Raw genomic sequence first — 21055 nt, 5'->3', positions numbered from 1 at the left:
CTTTGCGCGGCGTCGGGCCGGGGCCGGCCCTATACCAGATATTGCTCGATGACCGCGGCGCCGAGGCGATTGTTCTCGACGATGAACTCCGTCACGAACTCATGCAGGCCGGAGGAGAAGATGCGGTTGATGTTCTCGCCCTCCAGGCGGGCCAGGGTGTTGCTGGCCAGGCGCTGGCTCGCGCCGCGCCGCCCGTAGGCGTCGGCGATCAGGTCGAGATGCTCCACCAGCATGCCGTAGCAGTTGGTGAAGGAGCGCGGCATCTGCCGGTTCAGGATCAGCAGGTCGGCCACCAGCAGGGGCTTCACGCTCTCCCGGTAGACCCAGTGATAGGCGTTGAAGGCCGAGACCTCGCGCAGGATCGTGGTCCACTGGAAATAATCGAGACTGCCGCCGATCTTCTCCGAGGCCGGCAGCAGGATGCGGTACTTCACGTCGAGGATGCGCGCGGTGTTGTCCGCCCGCTCGATGGCGGTGCCGAGGCGCGTGAACCAGTAGGCGTCGTTGCGCAGCATCGTCCGGTAGGCCGAGCCGTCGAAGGCGAGGGAGACGCCCTTCACCCAGTCGAGGAAGCGGGTGAACTCGTCGCGGTTGAGTTCGCGTCCCTCGTAGTTGCGCAGTTCGAGCCATGCGCCGTTAATGGCGTCCCACATCTCGGTGGTGAGCGCCGTGCGCACGCTGCGGGCGTTCTCGCGGGCGGTCTCGATGCAGGAGCGGATCGAGGACGGATTGTGGGGGCTGAAGGCGAGGAAGTCGCAGACGGTCGCTTCCGTGACGCTGTCGTAGAGGGGCTTGAACACTTCCGGGTCGCCCGCCGAGGCCAGGGCGGAGGCCCATTCGTTGGTCTCGCCGCCGCCGTAGCTCGACGGGAGCGCGGCCAGCCGGAGGGCCGCATCGAGGATGCGGGCGACGAATTCCGCCCGCTCGGCGTAGCGCGAGAGCCAGTACAGGTTGTCGGCGGTCCGGGACAGCATGGGGTTCCATCGGGACGTCGGCCGGCGTCGGGAACGCAGACCGCAGGGCGGAAAGGACTATGCCGGAGGCGGCACTGGCTTGGAAAGGCACCCGGCGCGAAAGGCCGGGCCGGATGCCCGGCAATGTCTCTGACTTCGACGTCTCAGGCGTCGAGGACCCAGGTGTCCTTGGTGCCGCCGCCCTGGCTCGAATTCACGACGAGGGAGCCTTCCTTGAGGGCGACCCGCGTCAGGCCGCCGGGGACGATGCGGATCTCGTCGGAGCCGCACAGCACGAACGGACGCAGGTCGACGTGCCGGGGCGCGACGCCGGACGCGACGAAGGTCGGGCAGGTCGAGAGCGCCAGGGTCGGCTGGGCGATGAAGCCGTCCGGGGCGTGCTTCAGCTTGCGCCCGAACTCCTCGATCTCGCGCTTGGTGGCGTGCGGCCCCACCAGCATGCCGTAGCCGCCCGACCCGTTGACCTCCTTCACGACGAGGTCGCCGAGGTTGTCCATGACGTAGGCGAAGGCGTCCTTCTCGCGGCAGCGATAGGTCGGCACGTTGTGCAGGATCGGTTCCTCGCCGGTGAAGAACTTCACGATCTCCGGCATGTAGCTGTAGACAGCCTTGTCGTCGGCGATGCCGGTCCCGACCGCATTGGCGAGCGTCACGGTCCCACGCTCGTAGGCGTTCATGATGCCCGGGACGCCGAGCACCGAATCCGGACGGAAGACGAGCGGATCGAGGAAGTCGTCGTCGAGGCGGCGATACAGCACGTCGACCCGGCGCGGGCCCTCCGTCGTCCGCATGTAGACGACATCGTCCTTGGTGAAGAGGTCGGAGGCCTCGACGAGGTCGACGCCGAGCTTGTCGGCCAGGAACGAGTGCTCGTAGAAGGCCGAGTTGTAGCGGCCCGGGGTGAGCAGCGCCACGGTGGGGTCGCGCGTGGCCGTGGAGGGCGCGAGGCTGCGCAGGGTCGCGAGCAACGCGTCCGGGTAGTTCTCTACCGGCGCGACCCGGTGGCGGGAAAACAGCTCCGGGAAGAGCCGCAGCATGACCTCGCGGTTCTCCAGCATGTAGGAGACGCCCGAGGGGGTCCGGGCATTGTCCTCCAGCACGAAGAAGTCGTTCTCGCCCGTGCGGACGATGTCGATGCCGGCGATGTGGACGTAAAGGTCGTGCGGCACCCGGAAGGCGCGCATCTCCATGCGGTAATGCGGGTTGCGGTAGACGAGGTCGGCCGGGATCACGCCGGCCTTGATGCATTCCTGCGCCCCGTAGATGTCCTTCAGGAACGCGTTGATCGCGGTGACGCGCTGCTTGAGGCCCCGTTCGAGGAAGCCCCATTCGGGTTTGGTGATGACGCGGGGAATGATGTCGAAGGGGATCAGCCGCTCGGTGGATTCGTTCGCGCCGTATACCGCGAAGGTGATGCCGATGCGCCGGAACAGCATCTCGGCCTGGCTGCGGCGGGTGTTGAAATGCTCGGGCGGCGTCGTGTCGAGCCAGTGCTTTAGGCTGTCGTAGGCTTCGCGCACGGCGGGGTTGCTCAGTGCCCCGTCGGGCAGCCCGGTCATCTCGTCGAATGCAGCGAGCGCCATTCGCGTCTCCCCCTTGAACACCGTTCTTGTCCAGGCAAGAGGCGCGCCAGCGACCGGAGATCGGAGCCCGCGCACACCGCCCTTGCGTGTACGGTAGCACGTTCAGATCAACTTCAAGCCCTTGAAGCTCGCGTGTCCCTCGCGACCCAGGATGATGTGATCGTGGATGACGATGCCGAGCGGGTCCAGCACCCCGACGATCTCGCGCGTCATCCGGATGTCCGCCGCCGAAGGCGTCGGATCGCCGGAGGGATGGTTGTGGGCGAGGATGATGGCGGTGGCCGAGAGTTCGAGGGCCCGGCGCGCCACTTCGCGGGGATAGACCGGCGTGTGGTCGACGGTGCCGCGTCCCTGGACCTCGTCGGCGATGAGGTGGTTGCGGCGGTCGAGGAACAGCACGCGGAACTGCTCGCGCGCGGCGAAGGCCATGGTGGCCCGGCAATATTCCAGCACGGCGCTCCACGAGGAGAGGAGGGGACGCTCCGCGATGGCGCCCCGCGCGAGCCGGTGCCCTGCCGCTTCGATGAGCTTCAGGTCGGCGATGACCCCGGGGCCGATGCCTTCAATTTCAGCAAGTCGGGCGGGCTCCGCGCTGACCACCTCGGCAAAGCTTCCGAAGCGGCGGATCAGCGCCTTGGCCAGGGGCTTCACGTCCCGGCGCGGAATGGCCCGGAACAGGGCGAGTTCGAGGAGTTCGTAATCCGGCAGCGCGTCGGCGCCCCCTTGCGCGAAGCGGGCGCGCAACCGGTCGCGATGGCCGAGATAATGCGGTTCCGCCTCCTTCGGCGCGTCGTCCGAGGGATCGGGAGCGGACGGCGGCCGGGCGTTCACGGGAGCCGGATCAGCCGGCGGTGGGCGCAGGCTGATGCAGGCCCTTGGGCGAGAGGGTAAAGATCTCCGCTCCCGTCTCCGTCACCGCGACCGTGTGCTCAAACTGCGCCGAGAGCGAGCGGTCGCGGGTCACCGCGGTCCAGCCGTCGGACAGCACCTTCACGGCGGGACGGCCGAGATTGATCATCGGCTCGACGGTGAAGAACTGGCCGGGCTGGAACTTCACGTCGTAGCTCGGCTCGACGTAATGCAGGATGGTGGGCGCGTCGTGGTAGGTGCGCCCCAGGCCGTGCCCGCAGAAGTCGCGCACCACCGAGCAGCGCTCCGCCTCCGCATAGGCCTGGATCGCCCGGCCGATATCCGTGGTGGAGCCGCCCGGCTTGATCGCCGCGATGCCGCGCATCAGGCATTCGTGGGTGATCTCGCACAGGCGCTGGGCCTTGCGGGGCACGTCGCCGACATAGGCCATCCGGCTCGAATCACCGTGCCAGCCGTCGACGATGAGGCAGATGTCGAGATTGACGATGTCGCCCTCGCGCAGGGGCTTCTCGTTCGGGATGCCGTGGCAGACCACGTGGTTGATCGAGGTGCAGATCGATTTCGGATAGCCCCGGTAGAGCAGCGAGGCCGGGTAGGCGCCGTGGTCCATCGCGAAGGTGTAGGCGAGCTTGTCGAGATGTTCGGTGGTGACGCCGGGCGCGGTCGCCTCCATCAGCACGTCGAGCGCCTCCGCCGTCAGCCGGCCGGCCTTGCGCATGCCCTCGAAGGCCTCAGGTCCGTGAATCGGCGGCTGGGGCGCGCGGCGTCCGCTCTCGGACACGGCCTGTTCGTTCTGGGTCATGGGGACGTTTCGCGGAGGGCATCGGGGCGGGGTCACGCCTTATGTACGGTGACGCGCGCGCGAGGCCAACCCTTCGCGCCCTCCGCACTAGGCTTGCGCCGGGGGAGCGGCTAGAGACGGTTCCCGGCAGACACCGGCAACACGGATGCCCGCACGAGGACGCGTCTTCGGCGGGCCGGCAGGCAGGACGAGGCGATGGCTGACAAGGCGGTCCCGCATTTCCACAACGAGCCCGGCGTGGCGGTGATTCACGTCGGCTCGAAGGAGTTCATGTGCATCGGGGCCAAGCCCCCGTTCGACCACCCGCACATCTTCCTCGACATGGGCACGGACGACGAGACCATCTGCCAGTACTGCTCGACGCTGTTCCGCTACCGGCCGACGCTGGCGGCCGGCAATGCCGACCCGGCGATCTGCGTCTGGGACGATCGAGCCCCGGCCGCCGCCTGACCCGGCGCAGCGGCGCCGTGCCGGCCCTGAACATCGCCATCGTCGGCGCGGGAATCGGCGGCCTGACGGCCGCGCTCACCCTCGATGCCGCCGGCCATTCCGTCACCCTGATCGAGCGCCGCACCGGCTTCAGCGAGGTCGGAGCGGGCATCCAGCTCTCGCCCAATGCCAGCCGGGTGCTGATCGGCCTCGGGCTCGGCACGGCGCTGCGGCGCGCGGCGAGCGAGCCGCCGGCCGTGGTGGTGCGCGCCCTGCGGAGCGGCGCGGTCATCGGCGGCGTCGCCCTCGGCGCCGGCCTGCGCGAGCGCTTCGGTGCGCCCTACTATGTCATCCACCGGGCCGACCTTCAGACCCTGCTGCTCGACGCGCTGCGCGGGCGGCCCGGTATCCGCCTCCTCGTCGGCCGCGACGTCACCGCCCTGGCTGAGCGGCCGGACGGGGTCGACCTCACCCTGGAGAGCGGTGCCGGGACCCGGACCGAACTCTTCTCGGCCGATCTCGTCATCGGGGCCGACGGCGTCCGCTCGCGTCTGCGGGCTCATCTCGATGGACAGGACCTGCGCTCCGGCCGCGCCGCGGCGTGGCGGGCCATCGTGCCGCGCGAGGCGCTGCCGCCGGAGCTCGACGGGGAGGCGACCGGCCTCTGGCTCGGGCCGGCGCGCCACGTGGTGCATTACCCCATCCGCGGCGGCCAGCACGTCAACGTGGTGGCGGTGGTGCCCGAGCGAACGGGGAGCGAGGGCTGGGGACAGCTCGGCGAGCCGGCGGTGCTGCGGGCCCGCTTTCGCGATGCCGCCGCGCCCCTTGCGGCCCTGCTGGCCGTGCCGGATTCCTGGCTCGTCTGGTCGCTGGAGGATCGCGGCGCGGCCCGTCCCATGGCCCGTGGCCGGCTCGCGCTGATCGGCGACGCCGCCCACCCGATCCTGCCCTTCCTCGCCCAGGGCGCCGCCCTGGCGATCGAGGATGCGGCGATCCTCGCCCAGGTGCTGGACGTCTCCGGTGACGACCCCGGCACGGCCCTGGCCCGCTACACCGCCCTCCGGACGAAGCGGGTGCGACGGGTCCGCCGGGCGGCCCGGGCCAACGGCCGGACCTACCATGCGGGACCTCTCGTCGGCACCGTCCGCAACGCGGTGATGCGCCGGCTCGGCCCGGACGGCATGAACCGCCGCTACGCCTGGCTCTACGGCTGGACGCCTTGATCTGCGCCAGCCGTCCCGCTACCGCTGATCCCGGCATGCGGACGTGGCGAAACCGGTAGACGCACGAGACTTAAAATCTTGCGGCTGAAAGGCTGTGCGGGTTCGAGTCCCGCCGTCCGCACCATTGTCCCAGGTAGCTCGGTCAGTTCCAGACCTTCAGCGACGCGCCCGCCTCAGATAGGCCAGGAGCCCGAGGGCGCCGACGACGACCAGGGCGGTCAGCGCCGTCGAGGTCCGGGCCGGAAGGCCGGAAGCTTCGTCCGATCGCGCGCGTCCGTCCTGCGCGCGCCGATCGCCGAGAATCCAGGCGAACGCGTGCCTCAGCTCCGCGGTCGCGTCGCGATCGAACCATTGGCCATGGGCGAAGATGACCCGGTCCGGCGCGAAGGCCACGAGGCGCCGGGCCGCCCTCAGCGTGTCCCGATGCTTCAGACGCAGGAGAAGGCGCAGGTAGAGGGGTGCCTTGCCGTCCGGAGCGACGATTCCAAGCAGGCGGGCGAGGGGCCGCGCGAAGGCCGGCAGGAGATCGCCTTCGAGGTTGATGACGAGATCCGTCAGGAGGAGCGTCCGGCTTGGCCGATGGTAGAGGCAGATCTCCTTGAACACCGGTCCGGCGACCAGAACCTGATCGATCTCGCCCGCCCAGACGCGGGGCGGCCTGTCCGTCAGTTCGGCATCGATCTCCACCCCGGCGCGGCGGACCTGCCCTCGGTCCTCGAGCCCCGGCACCGCCCAGGTGATCGCGTCCGGGCACGCCGCCTGCCAATCCTTCAGGAACATCCAGTGCCCGATGCTCGGAGCCACGAGGTGCCCGATGCGCCCGAGCCGTTCCAGGGCGTGCTCGAGCTCGGGCCGGTAGGCCACTGGCGAGTGCAGCAGCAACTCGCCACCGGAAAGCCGTAGCACCGTCATGCGCAGGGGAAGCGGGATGCCGCCCGCGTGGATGGGTGCGGCGTCGACGATCCAGACATCCTCCGCCACCGGCTTCGGGACATTTAGGGGCGGATAGCTGAGGTCATGCGCCAAGGTTCGGCACTCCGGCTGCGCGGCGGTCTCCACCCAGAACGCCTCGGCCGGACCGGCGGGTCCCTCGCTCGACCCCCATCAGGACGGGTGGCGGGAGACGCCCGCTGCCAGCCGCCGCGCGGTCACGCCGCGCGACCTCAGGCCGAGCCGGCTCCGCCGTCCGGTTCGCCCCGCGCCGCCATGACGGCGATCAGGGCGTCGAGCGCCAGGGCCATCCGGTCCGGCAACGGGGCATCGACCGGCGGAGGAAACGAAAGGGCAAGGGCACGATCGACGCCGATCCGGAACGGGCTTCGATGGCAGTTGTCCGGACGCGGGAAGCAGAGGGACGGGTATTCGAGCTGCATCTAAAATATCGGCTACGGTGCCGTTCACTGACGGATAGCGAATCTACCCGCGAAGAATGGCAACGCGGGTGTCGCGATACGGTTGCTCCTGGCGTCGTAGATCGATAGAGGCAAGGACCGCCGGGATTTCCCTCGGGCGGCCCCTGCGCGTCGATCCGGCTACCAGCCGCCGTGCCAGCCGGGTCGGTCGCAATCGCGCCGATCACCGTAGCCGGCCCGGCGATAGCCGTAGTCGCCATATCCGTCGTCATAGGCACGGACCGCGCGCGGTCTGCGGTAGACCGGGATGTCCTCCTCGTAGCGGTGGACGACCGGCGCCGGGCGGTAGCGGACCACCGGGGCCTCGTCCTCGTAGTCGTAGACCGGCACGGGCCGGCCGTAGCCGTAGCCGTAAGCCGGCGCGGCGTGGGCCTCGGAGACGGCGGCTCCGAGGAGGGCGCCCGCCGCCAGGCCGCCGATGACGCCGGCCGCGATCGCCCCGCCATTGCCCCGGGCCTGCGCCTCGGGTGTTCCAATCGTGCCGAAAGCCACCAGCGCAGCGGCTGTCAGTGCTGCCAACGTCTTCATCGTCCATCCCCTGCTTCGTTGAGGAGGCCGGCATCGTGCGCGGTCTCGGTGGTCCAGCCGGTGTCGTTCCGGCTGTCGAGGAGGAGATTGGCAGGGTGGCGCTGCACGAATGCTGAAGCTTGCCGGCAGGATCCGTTCAGCTTCGGCGTCCGTACAGCTTTGGACGCAGACGCCGTTATCGTTGGACGCGGATGCTTTCTCCTTGAGAGATCCGGCGGGTCGGCGCAACAACGGTCGGGACAGCTCCGACGCGCCCCCTCCCTCTCGCACAGAGTCCCGCATGACCCCGGATCAAGTCGCCCTCGTCCAGGACAGCTTCACCAAGGTGCGCCCGATCGCCGATACGGCCGCCGACCTCTTCTACGGGCGCCTATTCGAGATCGCGCCCGAAGTCCGACCGATGTTTCCCGAAGACATGCGCGACCAGAAGAAGAAGCTGATGGCGATGCTCGGGCTCGCGGTGACCAATCTGCACAAGCCGGACGTGGTGGTGCCGGCCCTGCAGACCCTGGGCCGTCAGCACGTCTCGTTCGGCACCAAGGCCGCCCATTACGAACCGGTGGGGGCGGCCTTGCTCTGGACGCTGGAACAGGGCCTGGGCCCGGATTTCACGCCCGCGGTCCGCGAAGCCTGGGTCGAGACCTACGGGCTCGTCGCCGGCGTAATGATGGCGGCGGCCGCCGAAATCCGGCGCCCGGATGCCACGCCGACCGCCTGATCCCCAGGCCTACGCAGTCCGGTGGCGCGCTCGGGTGGAACCAACGCGTGCCGCAAGCGTAGGCGTACAGAATCGGTTCGCTGTCCCAAGGGCTTAAGATGCGCTCCCGTCTAACATCAGTCGTCTCCGGTCTCGCCCTGGCGACGATCCTCGCCTGTCCCGCCCTGGCGGAGGTCGTGATCGCCGTCGACAAGGACGCTCAGCGCATGACCGTCACGGTCGACGGACAGGCGCGCTACGACTGGCCTGTCTCGACCGGTGTCGACGGCTACGACACGCCGAGCGGTGCCCATCGCCCCTTCCGGATGGAGCGCACGCATTTCTCACGCGAATTCGACGACGCCCCGATGCCGAACGCCATCTTCTTCACCGGACAGGGCCACGCCATCCACGGCACGAACCACACCCGGCGTCTCGGCAGCGCGGCGTCTCACGGCTGCGTCCGCCTCGCGCCGAAGAATGCCGCGACCCTGTTCAGCCTCGTCAAGACGCAGGGCATGGGCAAGACGCGGGTCGTGATCGAGGGCAGCACGGTCATGGCTTCGCGTCGCCGGCAGGGAGACGAGGAGGACGGCGTGATGTCGGCCGGGATGCAGATGGGCCGCGAGTCCTACGGCCGTGCCTACCGGCCGGTGGCGGTCGCGCGGCCGGTGCAGCGCCGCGCTTCGGTCTACGAGATCCGCGATCCGTCCGGGTACGGCGACGCCTATTTCGTCGGCGACGGTCTCGACTGAACCGAACAGACGCCGCGCCTTCCGCTCAGATCCCGGCATCAGCCCAAGGCACCGACAGGATCCGCGTCCGAGTTGGCCGGTGCCGGCGAGACACGGACGGCCTCGACCCGGTTCCGGCCGCCGCGCTTGGCGCGGTACAGGGCATCGTCGGCGGCCTTGAGGAAGTCGGTGACGGTGACACCGAGGGCACCGAGGCTTCCATGCGCTGCTGCAACGCCGACGCTCACGGTGATGCAGGCGCCGTTCGGCAGGCCCGGATGCGGATGGGCGAGCTGCTCGATCGCCAACCGCAGGCTTTCTCCGATCGCCGCCGCTCGAACCGGCTCCGCCCCCGACAGGAACAGGATGAACTCTTCGCCACCGTAGCGTGCGACCTGGCCGCCATGACGGATCGCAGCCGCCTCGAGCGCCTGCGCCACCTGCTTCAGGCAATGGTCACCGGCCGGATGGCCGGCGGTATCGTTGAGGCGCTTGAAGGAATCGATGTCGATAAGGGCGAGCATGGCCCATTCGCCCCGGTCGCAGGCGTCTGCCCAGCCCGTCTGCAACTGGGCCGTGGCGCTGCGCCGGTTGCGCAACCCGGTGAGGCTGTCCGTCTCGGACAGGATCGTCAGGCGCGCATTGGCGGCGGCGAGGTCGACGTCGCGCGCCGACTTCTCGAGCGTGAGCAGGAACGCTTCCTTGGAGGTCCATTCGCGCGAGTAGGCGAGCTTGATCGGCACCAGCGTGAGGCTGGCGATCAGCAGCGGCAGGCCGGTCGCCGCGCTGTGCGGCAGGACGAAGCCCACCACGTAGGCGGCGTAGAGCCCGAAGGCACTGCCGCACAGAACGAGGCTGTGTCGGAAGGACAGGGGTGCGATCATGCCGACGGCCATCGGCACGATCACCGCGAGGATGAGGTAGGTGTCCGCATGGATGGCCGGCGCGATCCGGGCACTGTTCAGCACGATGGCCATGTCGAGCAGCGAGATTCCCGTCACGATCCAGGCCTGCCGCCGGGTGCTGGTGACGCCGTGCAGCGCCAGGATCGACAGAAGCCCGGCGGGAAGGAATACACCCAAGGTCAGGAAGGCCGGCACCACGAAATGCTCCGGGCCGAACAGGTCGAAGTCCATCTTCAGCGAGATTACGTTGAAGACAATGAAGACGAGAAGCCATGATTGAAGGTAGGTGCCCCGAGATCGACTGGTCGTTTCAGCGAACTGAGCTTCGAGGTCTGCCGGCAGGTGCAGGCGATACCAGGGCCTGTGGCGGGCGGCCTCGATCAGACTTGGACTTGCTTCTGGCATAGGCTCGATTCACCGACAACCCTTGCACAGTAGACGAGGTGTGCTTGCAGGCGTGTAAACCGCTGCTGCGTCTTCCAGTGTGCCGGGTCCACCCTGCCGACGTCGATGCCCTCCATTGCATCGTGGCGCGATCCTGCTAAGACCCGACCCATGCTGAAGGATCGAGCCAGATTGTACGCACGGCTGACGCCGCCGTAGCCACCGCTCTCCCGAAGTCTGTCTTCTTCCCCGAGACCCCGTCATGCCCGGCCCGCACCGGTGCCGGGATTCCCGATTCGATTCCCTGCAGCCGTGAGTGGCGCGGGGACGATTGGATGTCCGTACCCATGTCCCTGACCAACCTGCGGAGCCAGTGGGCTCCCGATATCACGCGCGAAATCCTGGCCGGCACCGTGGTCGCCCTGGCCCTGATCCCGGAAGCCATCGCCTTCTCGCTCATCGCCGGCGTGGATCCGAAGGTCGGACTCTACGCCTCGTTCTGCATCGCGGTGATCACTGCCTTCGCGGGCGGTCGGCCCGCGATGATCTCCGCCGCCACCGGGGCCATGGCCCTGGTCATGGTGAGCCTCGTCAAGGATCACGGCCTCGGTTATCTCTTCGCCGCCACGATCCTGACCGGGGTGCTGCAGATCGGCGCCGGCGCCCTGCGGCTCGGCAACCTGATGCGCTTCGTCTCGCGCTCCGTGGTCACCGGCTTCGTCAACGCGTTGGCGATCCTGATCTTCCTGGCACAGATGCCTGAACTGATCGGGCAGGGGACCACCGTCTACCTCATGACGGCGGTCGGCCTCGGGCTGATCTACGGGCTTCCCTACCTCACCAAGGCAGTGCCGTCGCCGCTGGTCACCATCCTGGTCCTGACCGCGGTCTCGATGACCATGGGCCTGCCGATCCACAAGGTGGGCGACATGGGCGCTCTACCCACCGAGCTTCCAGTCTTCGCCCTGCCGCAGGTGCCGCTCACCTGGGAGACCCTTCGGATCATCCTGCCCTACGCGCTGACGCTGACCATGGTCGGCCTGCTGGAGAGCCTGATGACCGCCGCGATCCTCGACGAGATGACCGATACGGGGTCGGACAAGAACCGCGAATGCGCCGGTCAGGGCCTCGCGAACATCGGCGCCGGCTTGTTCGGCGGGATGGCGGGCTGCGCGATGATCGGCCAATCGGTGATCAACGTCTCGTCGGGCGGCCGCGGCCGGCTCTCGACGCTCTGGGCCGGGGCGTTCCTGCTCTTCCTGATCGTGGTGCTCGGGCCCTACGTGGCGCAGATCCCCATGGCGGCGCTGGTGGCGGTGATGATCATGGTCTCGATCAACACCTTCCAGTGGGGATCGCTCAAGACCCTCGCGACGCATCCGAAGAGTTCGAGCCTCGTGATGGTCGGAACCGTCGCCGTGGTGGTGGCGACCCACGACCTCGCCAAGGGCGTCCTCTTCGGCGTCGTGCTCAGCGGCCTCTTCTTCGCCCACAAGGTCACGCGCTACGTTTCGGTGGCATCGGAGCGAAGCGGCACGGTCAGGACCTACCGCGTCACCGGGCAGATCTTCTTCGCCACGGCGGAGGCTTTCCACGGCGCCTTCGACTTCCGCGAGACCGGACTGACGGGAATCGTCGTCGACCTGACGGCGGCGCATTTCTGGGACGTCACCGCCGTGAACGCTCTGGATCGGATGGTCCTCAAGTTCCGCCACCACGGTATCGCGGTGGAGATCGTGGGCATGAACGACGCCACCGCCACGATGGTGGAGCGCCTCGGCACCCATCACAAGCCGGGAGCGGCCCTGGCGGCCGGTGGCCACTGAGGCATAGGCTGGCCCGCAAACTGCAGCGCCCCCTGCAGCGGATGCGGGCCAGCACGGCGCCCAGATGCCATTGACCGCACGAGGTCCGGACCGAAATCAGGCCACGCCATCGCGCATCCGTCGCGCTGGCACGATAGGTAGATGCTGGCGCGAGCGGCCGCCCCTGGCGCAAGCTAGGAGCGGACTTCGCCTGGATGCGAGGAGAGATTGGCCATGAGCGCGCTTCACCCGGAAATCGCCGCCGTCACGGCGCGCGTGGTCGAACGCTCCGGACCGACCCGGAAGGCCTATCTCGACCTGATCTCACGGGAGCGCGACTCGGGCGTCCACCGCCCGATGCTGAATTGCGGCAACCTCGCGCACGGCTTCGCCGCTTCGGGCGAGGACAAGGCGGTCATCAAGTCCGGCCGGGCGATGAACATCGCCATCGTGACCGCCTACAACGACATGCTCTCCGCGCATCAGCCCTACGGCCGCTACCCGGAGCAGATGAAGCTGTTCGCCCGGGAGGTCGGGGCCACCGCGCAGGTGGCCGGCGGCGTGCCGGCCATGTGCGACGGGGTCACGCAAGGCCAGCGCGGCATGGAGCTGTCGCTGTTCTCGCGCGACACCATCGCCCTTTCCACCGCCGTGGCGCTCAGCCACGGCATGTTCGATGGCGCGGCGCTGCTGGGCATCTGCGACAAGATCGTTCCCGGCCTGCTCATCGGCGCGCTGCGCTTCGGCCACCTGCCGATGATCCTGATCCCGGCCGGGCCGATGCCTTCTGGCCTGGCCAACAAGGAGAAGCAGCGCATCCGTCAGCTCTACGCCGAGGGCAAGGTCGGCCGCGACGAGCTGCTGGAGAGCGAATCCGCTTCCTATCACGGGGCCGGGACCTGCACCTTTTACGGCACCGCCAACTCGAACCAGATGATGATGGACGTGATGGGCCTGCACATGCCCGGCGCCTCGTTCATCAACCCGGGCACGAAGCTCCGTCAGGCCGTCACCCGCGCGGCCGTGCATCGCCTGTCCGAGATCGGCGCCAACGGCAACGATTACCGTCCCCTCGGCCGCTGCATCGACGAGAAGGCCATCGTCAATGCGGTGGTCGGCCTGCTGGCCACGGGCGGCTCGACCAACCACGCCATCCACCTGCCTGCCATCGCGCGGGCGGCGGGTATCGTCCTCGACTGGGCGGATTTCGACCGGCTCTCGGCGGTGGTGCCGCAGGTGGCCAAGGTCTATCCGAACGGCTCGGGCGACGTGAACCATTTCCATGCGGCCGGCGGCATGTCCTACGTCATCGCCAGCCTGATCGACGCCGGGCTGCTGCACGACGACATTCTCACGGTGGCGGGCACAAGGCTGCACGATCACGCCCGTGATCCGAAGTTGATCGACGACGCCCTCGTCTTCGAGGATGCGCCCGAGCGCTCGCATGACGAGACCATCCTGCGCAGCCCCGCCAATGCCTTCCAGCCCGATGGCGGCATGCGGCTGGTCAAGGGCAATCTCGGCCGGGCCACCTTCAAGACCAGCGCCGTCGATCCCGCGCGCTGGACCATCCAGGCTCCGGCCCGCGTCTTCGACGATCAGGACGACGTCATGGCGGCCTTCAAGGCCGGCGAGCTGGAGCGCGACGTGGTGGTGGTGGTGCGCTTCCAGGGGCCGCGCGCCAACGGTATGCCCGAACTGCACAAGCTCACGCCGCAGCTCGGTGTGCTGCAGGACCGCGGGTTCCGCGTCGCCCTCGTCACCGACGGGCGGATGTCGGGCGCCTCCGGCAAGGTGCCGGCGGCGATCCATCTCAGTCCCGAAGCCCTTGGCGGCGGCCCACTGGCCCGGATTCGCGATGGGGACATGGTGCGCCTGAGCGCGGAGGACGGCACCCTGGAGGCTCTGGTCGATCCGGCCGAGTGGGAAGCCCGCGAGGAGGCAACCGCGCCGCCGCCGGCCTTCGGCACGGGGCGCGAGCTCTTCGCCTTCATGCGCCATGGTGCCGATGGTGCCGAGCAGGGCGCCTCGGCCATGCTCGCCGCCGCCGGTCTCTGATCCTCCCGCCTCCGCTGCCAAGGATGCCGCCCATGACCACCACCATCGACACCCTGATGCGATCCGTCCCCGTCATCCCGGTGCTGGTGGTGGAGGACGTAGCCCAGGCCGAGCCGATCGCCCGTGCCCTGGTGGCGGGCGGGCTGACCGCCCTCGAGGTCACCCTGCGGACCCCGGCGGCGCTCGACGTGATCCGCGCCATGTCTCGGGTGGAGGGCGCCGTGGTGGGGGCCGGCACGGTGCTCAACCCGCGCGATCTCGACGCGGCCATGGGCGCCGGCGCACAGTTCATCGTCAGCCCCGGCCTGACTGATCCGCTGACCCGCGCCGCTCTCGCCCGTGGCGTTCCTTATCTGCCAGGGGTCGCGAACGCGGCCGACATCATGCGCGGCCTCGACCATGGCCTCGACCGGTTCAAGTTCTTCCCCGCCGAGGCCGCCGGTGGCATCAAGGCGCTCAAGGCTCTCGCCGGCCCGTTCGGGCAGGTCCGGTTCTGCCCGACCGGCGGCATCTCCGAAGCGACCGCGCCGGATTGGCTGGCCCTGAAGCCGGTGCTCTGCGTCGGCGGAAGCTGGGTCGTCCCGTCGGGCGTGCCGGAACCGGATCTCATCCGGCGCTCGGCCGAGGCGGCGAGTCGTCTCCGGGCCGCCTGAGGGCCGCTGAAGCGGCCCGACCCCACCGGAGGCCCCGCTTGATTGTGGCGGGAAAAGGGCTAGCGTCTCCTGACGAGCGCTGGAAGCGGCACGTCGCGGCCCGGGGTTTTAATCCTCGGATCGCCTGCGTGCCCTCAAGTCTGGCATGCCTCGTGCAGACCTGCTCAAGCTGAACCAGGCTCCTGGTTGCCAGAGCGGAGCGTCATCGGACGCGGCGGTGGGGGGAAGCGATGCAGTCCAGGCTCACCACGTACATCTTCGTCGGCATGCTGCTTGGAATCTTCGTCGGCTATCTCTGCAACATCACCTGGCCGGACCCACAGACCTCCAAGGAGATTTCAGGATACATCGCGCTGATCAGCGACGTTTTTCTGCGTCTGATCAAGATGATCATCGCGCCGCTGGTGTTCTCCACCCTCGTCGTCGGCATCGCCCATATGGGCGATACCGCCTCGGTGGGTCGCGTCGGAGGCAAGGCGATGCTCTGGTTCGTCGGCGCTTCCCTGTGCTCGCTGCTTCTCGGTCTGGTGATGGTCAACATCCTCCGGCCCGGCGATAATCTGAACCTGCCGCTGCCCGATGCCGGGGCGACCACGAACCTGAAGGCCGCGTCCCTCTCCCTGAAGGAGTTCGTCACCCACCTCGTGCCGAAGAGCCCGGTCGAGGCGATGGCCAACAACGAGATCCTGCAGATCGTCGTGTTCTCGATCTTCTTCGGCGTAGCCCTGGCGGCTCTCGGCGAGAAGGGCAAGCTGCTCGCGCAAGGCATCGAGGGCCTCGCCGACGTGATGCTCAAGATCACGGGTTACGTGATGGGCTTCGCGCCGATCGCCGTCTTCGCCGCGATCGCGGCCACGATCACGACCCAGGGGATCGGGGTGCTCGTCACCTACGGCAAGTTCATGCTGGAATTCTATTTCAGCCTGGCGATGCTGTGGTGCCTTCTCGCCCTCGCCGGTTTCGCCCTCGTCGGATCGGCGATGAAACGCCTCCTCGACCTGATCAAGGAGCCGTTCCTCCTGGCCTTCTCCACCGCCTCCAGCGAGGCGGCCTATCCGAAGACCCTGACCAATCTCGAGCGCTTCGGCGTCCCGAACAAGATCACCTCGTTCGTGCTGCCGATGGGCTACTCGTTCAATCTCGACGGATCGATGATGTACTGCACCTTCGCGGTGATGTTCATCGCCCAAGCCTACAACATCCCCCTGACCCTCGGGCAGCAACTGACGATGCTGCTGCTGCTGATGGTGACCTCGAAGGGGATGGCGGGCGTCCCGCGCGCCTCCCTGGTGGTGATCTCGGCGACGCTGACCACCTTCCAGATCCCGGAAGCCGGGCTGCTCCTCATCATCGGCATCGACCAGTTCCTCGATATGGGGCGCTCGGCCACCAACGTCCTAGGCAACAGCGTGGCGACCGTGGCGGTGGCCAAGTGGGAGGGGCAGCTGACGCTCAGCGACCAGCGCCTGGATCGCGATGTCAGCCCCTTGCCGGAGCCAGCGGAGTAGCGGATCGGCGTGTGAGCGTCGCTCCGCTGCCGTCGCCGTCGACCGAGTTCCGTTTCACGTCGAGGTCGGACATGCCAGCAAGTCGCGTCATCATCGGGCTCCTGGCGGGACTGGGCCTCCTGGCCGGGGGCGCTCCGGCCTCGGCGATCGACGTCCTGGCCGGTACGCTGAAGACGATCGGCCAGACCGGCACCGTGCGGCTAGGCTATCGCGAGAGTTCCCTGCCGTTCTCGTTCAAGGACGGCGCCGGGCAGCCGGTCGGCTACGCCCTCGACCTCTGCCTGGAGATCGTGGACGACATCGGCAAGGAACTCGGACGCAGCGACCTCAAGGTACAGTACGAGCCCGTGACGTCGGAGACCCGGATCGAGGCGCTGACGTCCGGCCGGATCGATTTCGAATGCGGCTCGACCACGGCCAATGCCGAGCGGCGCAAGCTGGTGGCGTTCTCGCCCGTCACCTACTTCAGCGCCACCAAGCTTCTGGTGAAGCGCGGCGCCTCGGTCGATTCGTTCCGCGACCTCGCCGGGCGCACCGTGGCGGTGACCGCCGGCACCACCAACGAGGTCGCCCTGCGCGCGCTGTTCGCCCGCCTCGGCATTCCTGCTACCATCGTCACCGGGCACGACCATGCCGAGTCCTTCGCGATGGTCCGGGACGGGCGGGCCGATGCTCTCGGCCTCGACGATGTCCTGCTCTACGGCCTGATCGCTGCCGCCGGTCCCGACGGCTCGGCCTACACCGTGCTGCCGGACAAGCTGTCCTTCGAACCTTACGGGCTGATGTTCCGCAAGGACGATCCCCAGATTGCCGGCCTCGTCACCACGACCTTTCAGCGCCTCGCCGGATCCCGCGAGCTGCGCTGGATCTACGACCGCTGGTTCCTGAAGCGTCTTCCCAACGGTATCCGCCTCAACGTGCCGATGTCGGACGAGCTGCACACCAACTTCCAGGTGATCGGCCTTCAGGATTGATCTCCGAACCTTTCGAGCGACGATCGCGATGGGTTCCGTCCCGGCGCAGATCGTTCGAGGGGGGTGCGTTTCGCCTATCGCCCCCACATTTCGATTCGTCCTTGACAGCCATGGAGCCCGTCCGCCGGCGGGATCGCTAGCAGTTATCCCTGACGGGCTCGTCGCACAGGCCTGACACGAATGTAGCGACGTCTGCCGCTAGCTTGACCACGACATCCTATCGTCGAGAGCCGAACCAACCCGCGTAATGTATCAAAAATCACAGATTATTCCGTATTTCCTTGGACTTGACACCACGCTCCGACCGTGGGGGCAGATGGTCCGCCGCCTCAGACCCGCGAAATCCTGCCCTCTAAACAGTCACTTAGCCACCTGTCGAACGTTGCAACGCCGCAACAGCGCCTTGGAACCGCCTCGCCGATCACGATTCCGAGTTGCTCCCCGGAACCGCCTCGCACAGAGTGATCCTGCGCTGAGGGCGACCTCAGTGCGCCAAGACAATTTCCAGCGAGCAACGTCTGGTTATTCAAAAACAAAGGGCCAAGCGATATCGAGATCCATAGAGATCTCGAGCGCAGTAAGCCTTCCCTCGGGTCTCGAAGCTTTTGGAGATATCAATGAAGCTCTTGAAGAGCTCGCTTCTCGCCTCCGCGGCAGGGTTCGCTGCGGTCGCCGGAGCACAGGCAGCCGACCTCCCGGTCAAGAAGGCTGTTCCGATCGAGTACGTCCGCGTCTGCTCCGCCTACGGTGCCGGCTTCTTCTACATCCCGGGTACCGACACCTGCATCCGTCTCTCCGGCCGCGCCCGCATCGACGTTGGCTATCAGCCGACCGATAGCCGCTCGGGCTCGAACGGTGACACCACCGGCTACATCGGCCTCGCCCGCATCAACGTCGATGCCCGCACGCAGACCGCTTACGGCACCCTGCGCGCCTTCGTGCGTCTCCAGTTCGCCTCGCGCACCGGCGCCACCGGCGGCCTGCGCTCCGGAACACAGGAGCGCATCGGCAACGCTTTCGGTGCCACCGGTCAGGACCAGAATGGTCGCGCCCAGCAGTTCGTGAACACCGACAAGGCGTTCATCCAGTTCGCCGGCCTCACCGCCGGTCGCGCCTCCTCGTTCTTCGACTTCTACGCCCACGACTTCGAGTTCGCCGGCGCCACCGCCAACTCGGACCTGCAGTCCACCAACCTGCTCGCCTACACGAGCAAGCTCGGCGACAGCGGTCTCTCGGCCACGGTCTCGATGGAAGACCCGACCTTCCGCCGCAACACGATCTACTCGCAGGTGTTTGGCGCCAACACGACGTTCACCCCCGCTGGTTCGCAGGTTGGCATCAACGTCGCCAACACTGGCGCACCGTCGCCGATCTTCACGGGTGCTGGGTTCGCTAACGTTGACGTTGCTCAGCGTAACCGCATGCCCGATTTCGTTGGTGTGCTGCGCTACGATGCAGCCTGGGGCTCAATGCAGCTTTCTGCCGCCGTCAAGGAGTTGAACACCGGTAACTTCATCTCGGGCGCTGCTCTCGGCGCCAACGGTGTTGCGCTGAATCCGAACCTCGCTCTTGCCGGCTTCGGCGGTCTGCCTGGCACGACCGTGCGGCCCGCCAGCGAGTACGGCTGGGCGGTGCAGGCTGGCGCGAAGATCAACCTGCCCTTCATCGCCCCGGGTGACACCCTTTACCTGCAGGGCGCCTACGGCGAGGGCGCAACCCTCTACACCGGCTACTCCTCGTACAACGGCAGCTACGCCTCGCGCGCCAGCACGATCAACGGTGCTGCGTTCGACCCCTACATGTCCGATGCGACGCTCAACCCGTTCACGGGCAAGATCGAGCTGTCCACCAGCTTCACGGTGGTCGGTTCGCTGCTACACTACTGGTCGCCTGAGTGGCGTTCGGCCGTGTTCGCCAGCTACGGTGAGCTGAACTTCGCCCGGGGCGCACGTGCCGCCAACGCTGCCGTCTTCCAGACTCTCGGCTCCACCGGTCAGTTCACGGGTATTCCCGGTCAGACGTCCTTCAACGTCAGCCCTGTGCTGCGTGACAACTACCAGATCGTTGCCGGTGGAAGCATCATCTGGTCCCCGGTCAAGGACCTCGATATCGGTCTTGAAGGCTTCTACACCAAGGTCGGAGTCCAGAACGGGCGTGTCGTTGATATGACCCGCTCCGTTGGCAATGTCAGCGATGCCACGATTGCCAGCGGTGCGGTCCGCACCGTCACCTCCTCGGACACTTTCCAGATCCGCGGCCGCGTCCAGCGCGACTTCTAAGCCGACGGAGCGGCACGATCCGGGCTCCCCGCGAGCCCGGATCTCAACAGATCCGAACCTTCGAGACATGCGATTTGGCCCGGCTGAAAAGTCGGGCCTTTTTGCATGGGCGATGCTCTCCTGGCGTGCAGCGAGGAACGAGGACTACGCAGCGTTTCCCTTCGGCACGGTGTTTGCCAGGGGCGAGGGCGCTGTCGTCTTGGACAGCGCGAAAACAACGATTGCGGCGGCCCGCACCGCTGCTACGTTGCCCACCTCAGTCCCGTCGATCATTGTGACGATCGACCTCCCGGAGCCAGCCCGCAGATGCGTTCGTGCCACCAGAGATCCACCCTGTCCGCCGTCGCTGTCAGCCTCGCGCTGTCGGTGGTCGCTGCAGGGAGCGCCCAGGCGCAAGAGCTCGCCGGAACCTTGAAGAAGATCAAGGAAACCAATGCGATCACCATCGGGTATCGGGACGCGTCGGTGCCGTTTTCCTACCTGGACGGCGATCAGAAGCCGGTCGGCTACGCCCTCGAAATCTGTCAGAAGATTGCCGAGGCGGTGAAGACGAATCTCAAGCTGCCGAATCTCGAGGTCAAGCTAAACCCGGTCACCTCGGCGACCCGCATTCCGCTGATCGCCAACGGCACCATCGACCTCGAGTGCGGTTCGACGACGAACAATGCCGACCGCCAGAAGCAGGCGTCCTTCACCAACACCCACTTCCTGACGGCCACGCGGTTCGTCGCGAAGAAGTCGGCCAAGCTCGATAAGATCGACGATCTGAAGGGCAAGACCGTGGTCTCGACCTCGGGCACCACCAACATCCGCCAGATCAACGAGGCCAACACGGCGCGCAATCTCGGCCTGACCATCCTTCCCGCCAAGGATCATGCCGAGGCCTTCCTGATGGTCGAGACCGGCCGTGCCGTCGCCTTCGTCATGGACGACGTGCTGCTCGCCTCGCTCGCCGCCAGCTCGAAGGAGCCGGGCGCCTACGCGATCTCCAGCGAAGCGCTGTCCAAGCCCGAACCCTACGGCATCATGCTTCGCAAGGACGATGCGCCCTTCAAGGCCGTGGCCGATGAGGCCACCGCCAAGCTCTACAAGAGCGCCGAGGGCAAGGCGCTCTACGACAAGTGGTTCACGAAACCGATCCCGCCGCGCGGCATCAACCTGAACCTCCCGATGAGCGAGGCCATGGCGAAGCAGTTCGCCTCGCCGAGCGACAGCGCCGACCCGGCCGCCTACTGAG

At 67.5% G+C, this 21055-nt stretch carries 19 protein-coding genes and 1 tRNA gene; 12 read left to right on the top strand and 8 right to left on the bottom strand.

The features are described from left to right. Nucleotides 1–29: 29 nt before the first annotated feature. The 4 genes from ACXJY8_RS14845 to map form a co-directional block, all read right to left on the bottom strand. Nucleotides 30–974 (bottom strand): alpha-E domain-containing protein, encoded by a 945-nt coding sequence (locus ACXJY8_RS14845; protein WP_463770131.1) that lies wholly within the window; start codon nucleotides 972–974, stop codon nucleotides 30–32. 143 nt (nucleotides 975–1117) lie between these two features. Beyond that, entirely contained in the window at nucleotides 1118–2557 is a 1440-nt protein-coding gene (locus ACXJY8_RS14840; protein ID WP_056467379.1) for a circularly permuted type 2 ATP-grasp protein, read from the bottom strand. 102 nt (nucleotides 2558–2659) lie between these two features. Beyond that, nucleotides 2660–3388, bottom strand: a complete 729-nt coding sequence (gene radC / locus ACXJY8_RS14835; RefSeq protein ID WP_463770129.1) for a RadC family protein — start codon at nucleotides 3386–3388, stop codon at nucleotides 2660–2662. Between the two features lie 10 nt (nucleotides 3389–3398). Further along, nucleotides 3399–4229: a type I methionyl aminopeptidase gene (gene map / locus ACXJY8_RS14830; protein WP_463770127.1), complete on the bottom strand. Its 831-nt coding sequence runs from the start codon at nucleotides 4227–4229 to the stop codon at nucleotides 3399–3401. Between the two features lie 195 nt (nucleotides 4230–4424). On the opposite strand from map, the gene ACXJY8_RS14825 reads away from it, so the two are divergent. The 3 genes from ACXJY8_RS14825 (at nucleotide 4425) to ACXJY8_RS14815 (ending at nucleotide 6005) form a co-directional block, all read left to right on the top strand. Further along, nucleotides 4425–4679: a zinc-finger domain-containing protein gene (locus ACXJY8_RS14825; protein ID WP_463770125.1), complete on the top strand. Its 255-nt coding sequence runs from the start codon at nucleotides 4425–4427 to the stop codon at nucleotides 4677–4679. A 17-nt stretch (nucleotides 4680–4696) separates the two neighbouring features. Further along, nucleotides 4697–5881 carry an FAD-dependent monooxygenase gene (locus tag ACXJY8_RS14820; RefSeq protein WP_463770123.1) on the top strand — a complete coding sequence of 395 codons (1185 nt, stop codon included), beginning with the start codon at nucleotides 4697–4699 and terminating at the stop codon, nucleotides 5879–5881. A gap of 37 nt (nucleotides 5882–5918) precedes the next feature. Next, nucleotides 5919–6005, top strand: a tRNA-Leu gene (locus ACXJY8_RS14815). A 32-nt stretch (nucleotides 6006–6037) separates the two neighbouring features. Here ACXJY8_RS14815 and ACXJY8_RS14810 read toward each other — a convergent pair. The 3 genes from ACXJY8_RS14810 to ACXJY8_RS14800 form a co-directional block, all read right to left on the bottom strand. Then, nucleotides 6038–6907 (bottom strand): DUF4336 domain-containing protein, encoded by an 870-nt coding sequence (locus tag ACXJY8_RS14810; protein ID WP_463770121.1) that lies wholly within the window; start codon nucleotides 6905–6907, stop codon nucleotides 6038–6040. Nucleotides 6908–7044: 137 nt separating this feature from the next. After that, entirely contained in the window at nucleotides 7045–7254 is a 210-nt protein-coding gene (locus ACXJY8_RS14805) for a hypothetical protein (RefSeq protein WP_463770119.1), read from the bottom strand. 159 nt (nucleotides 7255–7413) lie between these two features. Further along, a complete protein-coding gene (locus ACXJY8_RS14800; RefSeq protein ID WP_463770117.1) occupies nucleotides 7414–7821 on the bottom strand; it encodes a hypothetical protein in 408 nt (135 codons plus the stop codon). A gap of 280 nt (nucleotides 7822–8101) precedes the next feature. Here ACXJY8_RS14800 and ACXJY8_RS14795 point away from each other — a divergent pair, with 280 nt between their 5' ends. Together ACXJY8_RS14795 and ACXJY8_RS14790 are read left to right on the top strand one after the other, a co-directional pair. Further along, on the top strand, nucleotides 8102–8539 hold the full coding sequence (locus ACXJY8_RS14795) for a globin family protein (protein WP_463770115.1): 438 nt from the start codon (nucleotides 8102–8104) through the stop codon (nucleotides 8537–8539). A 98-nt stretch (nucleotides 8540–8637) separates the two neighbouring features. Next, nucleotides 8638–9273 carry a L,D-transpeptidase gene (locus ACXJY8_RS14790; protein ID WP_463770113.1) on the top strand — a complete coding sequence of 212 codons (636 nt, stop codon included), beginning with the start codon at nucleotides 8638–8640 and terminating at the stop codon, nucleotides 9271–9273. Between the two features lie 38 nt (nucleotides 9274–9311). Here ACXJY8_RS14790 and ACXJY8_RS14785 read toward each other — a convergent pair whose 3' ends face one another. After that, nucleotides 9312–10388, bottom strand: coding sequence for a GGDEF domain-containing protein (locus tag ACXJY8_RS14785; protein WP_463770111.1), 1077 nt, complete (start codon nucleotides 10386–10388; stop codon nucleotides 9312–9314). Between the two features lie 500 nt (nucleotides 10389–10888). Between ACXJY8_RS14785 and ACXJY8_RS14780 the strand changes: the two genes are divergently transcribed. The 7 genes from ACXJY8_RS14780 to ACXJY8_RS14750 all read left to right on the top strand — a co-directional run bounded on the left by ACXJY8_RS14780 (nucleotide 10889) and on the right by ACXJY8_RS14750 (nucleotide 21054). Then, the gene (locus tag ACXJY8_RS14780; RefSeq protein ID WP_463780666.1) at nucleotides 10889–12367 is read left to right on the top strand and encodes a SulP family inorganic anion transporter; all 1479 of its coding nucleotides are present in this window, start codon (nucleotides 10889–10891) and stop codon (nucleotides 12365–12367) included. Between the two features lie 213 nt (nucleotides 12368–12580). Beyond that, on the top strand, nucleotides 12581–14404 hold the full coding sequence (gene edd, locus ACXJY8_RS14775) for a phosphogluconate dehydratase (RefSeq protein ID WP_463770109.1): 1824 nt from the start codon (nucleotides 12581–12583) through the stop codon (nucleotides 14402–14404). 32 nt (nucleotides 14405–14436) lie between these two features. After that, nucleotides 14437–15057, top strand: a complete 621-nt coding sequence (gene eda, locus ACXJY8_RS14770; RefSeq protein WP_463770107.1) for a bifunctional 4-hydroxy-2-oxoglutarate aldolase/2-dehydro-3-deoxy-phosphogluconate aldolase — start codon at nucleotides 14437–14439, stop codon at nucleotides 15055–15057. A gap of 230 nt (nucleotides 15058–15287) precedes the next feature. Continuing rightward, nucleotides 15288–16565, top strand: coding sequence for a dicarboxylate/amino acid:cation symporter (locus ACXJY8_RS14765; protein WP_463770105.1), 1278 nt, complete (start codon nucleotides 15288–15290; stop codon nucleotides 16563–16565). 71 nt (nucleotides 16566–16636) lie between these two features. Continuing rightward, complete coding sequence (locus tag ACXJY8_RS14760; protein WP_463770103.1) at nucleotides 16637–17539, top strand: amino acid ABC transporter substrate-binding protein; 903 nt, start codon at nucleotides 16637–16639, stop codon at nucleotides 17537–17539. Nucleotides 17540–18156: 617 nt separating this feature from the next. Beyond that, complete coding sequence (locus tag ACXJY8_RS14755) at nucleotides 18157–19818, top strand: porin (protein ID WP_463770101.1); 1662 nt, start codon at nucleotides 18157–18159, stop codon at nucleotides 19816–19818. A gap of 306 nt (nucleotides 19819–20124) precedes the next feature. Next, the gene (locus ACXJY8_RS14750) at nucleotides 20125–21054 is read left to right on the top strand and encodes an amino acid ABC transporter substrate-binding protein (RefSeq protein WP_463780664.1); all 930 of its coding nucleotides are present in this window, start codon (nucleotides 20125–20127) and stop codon (nucleotides 21052–21054) included. Nucleotide 21055 lies beyond the last annotated feature (1 nt).

It is taken from the genome of Methylobacterium sp. TK31, assembly GCF_055361545.1.
This window is presented reverse-complemented; position numbering and strand designations above follow the sequence as displayed.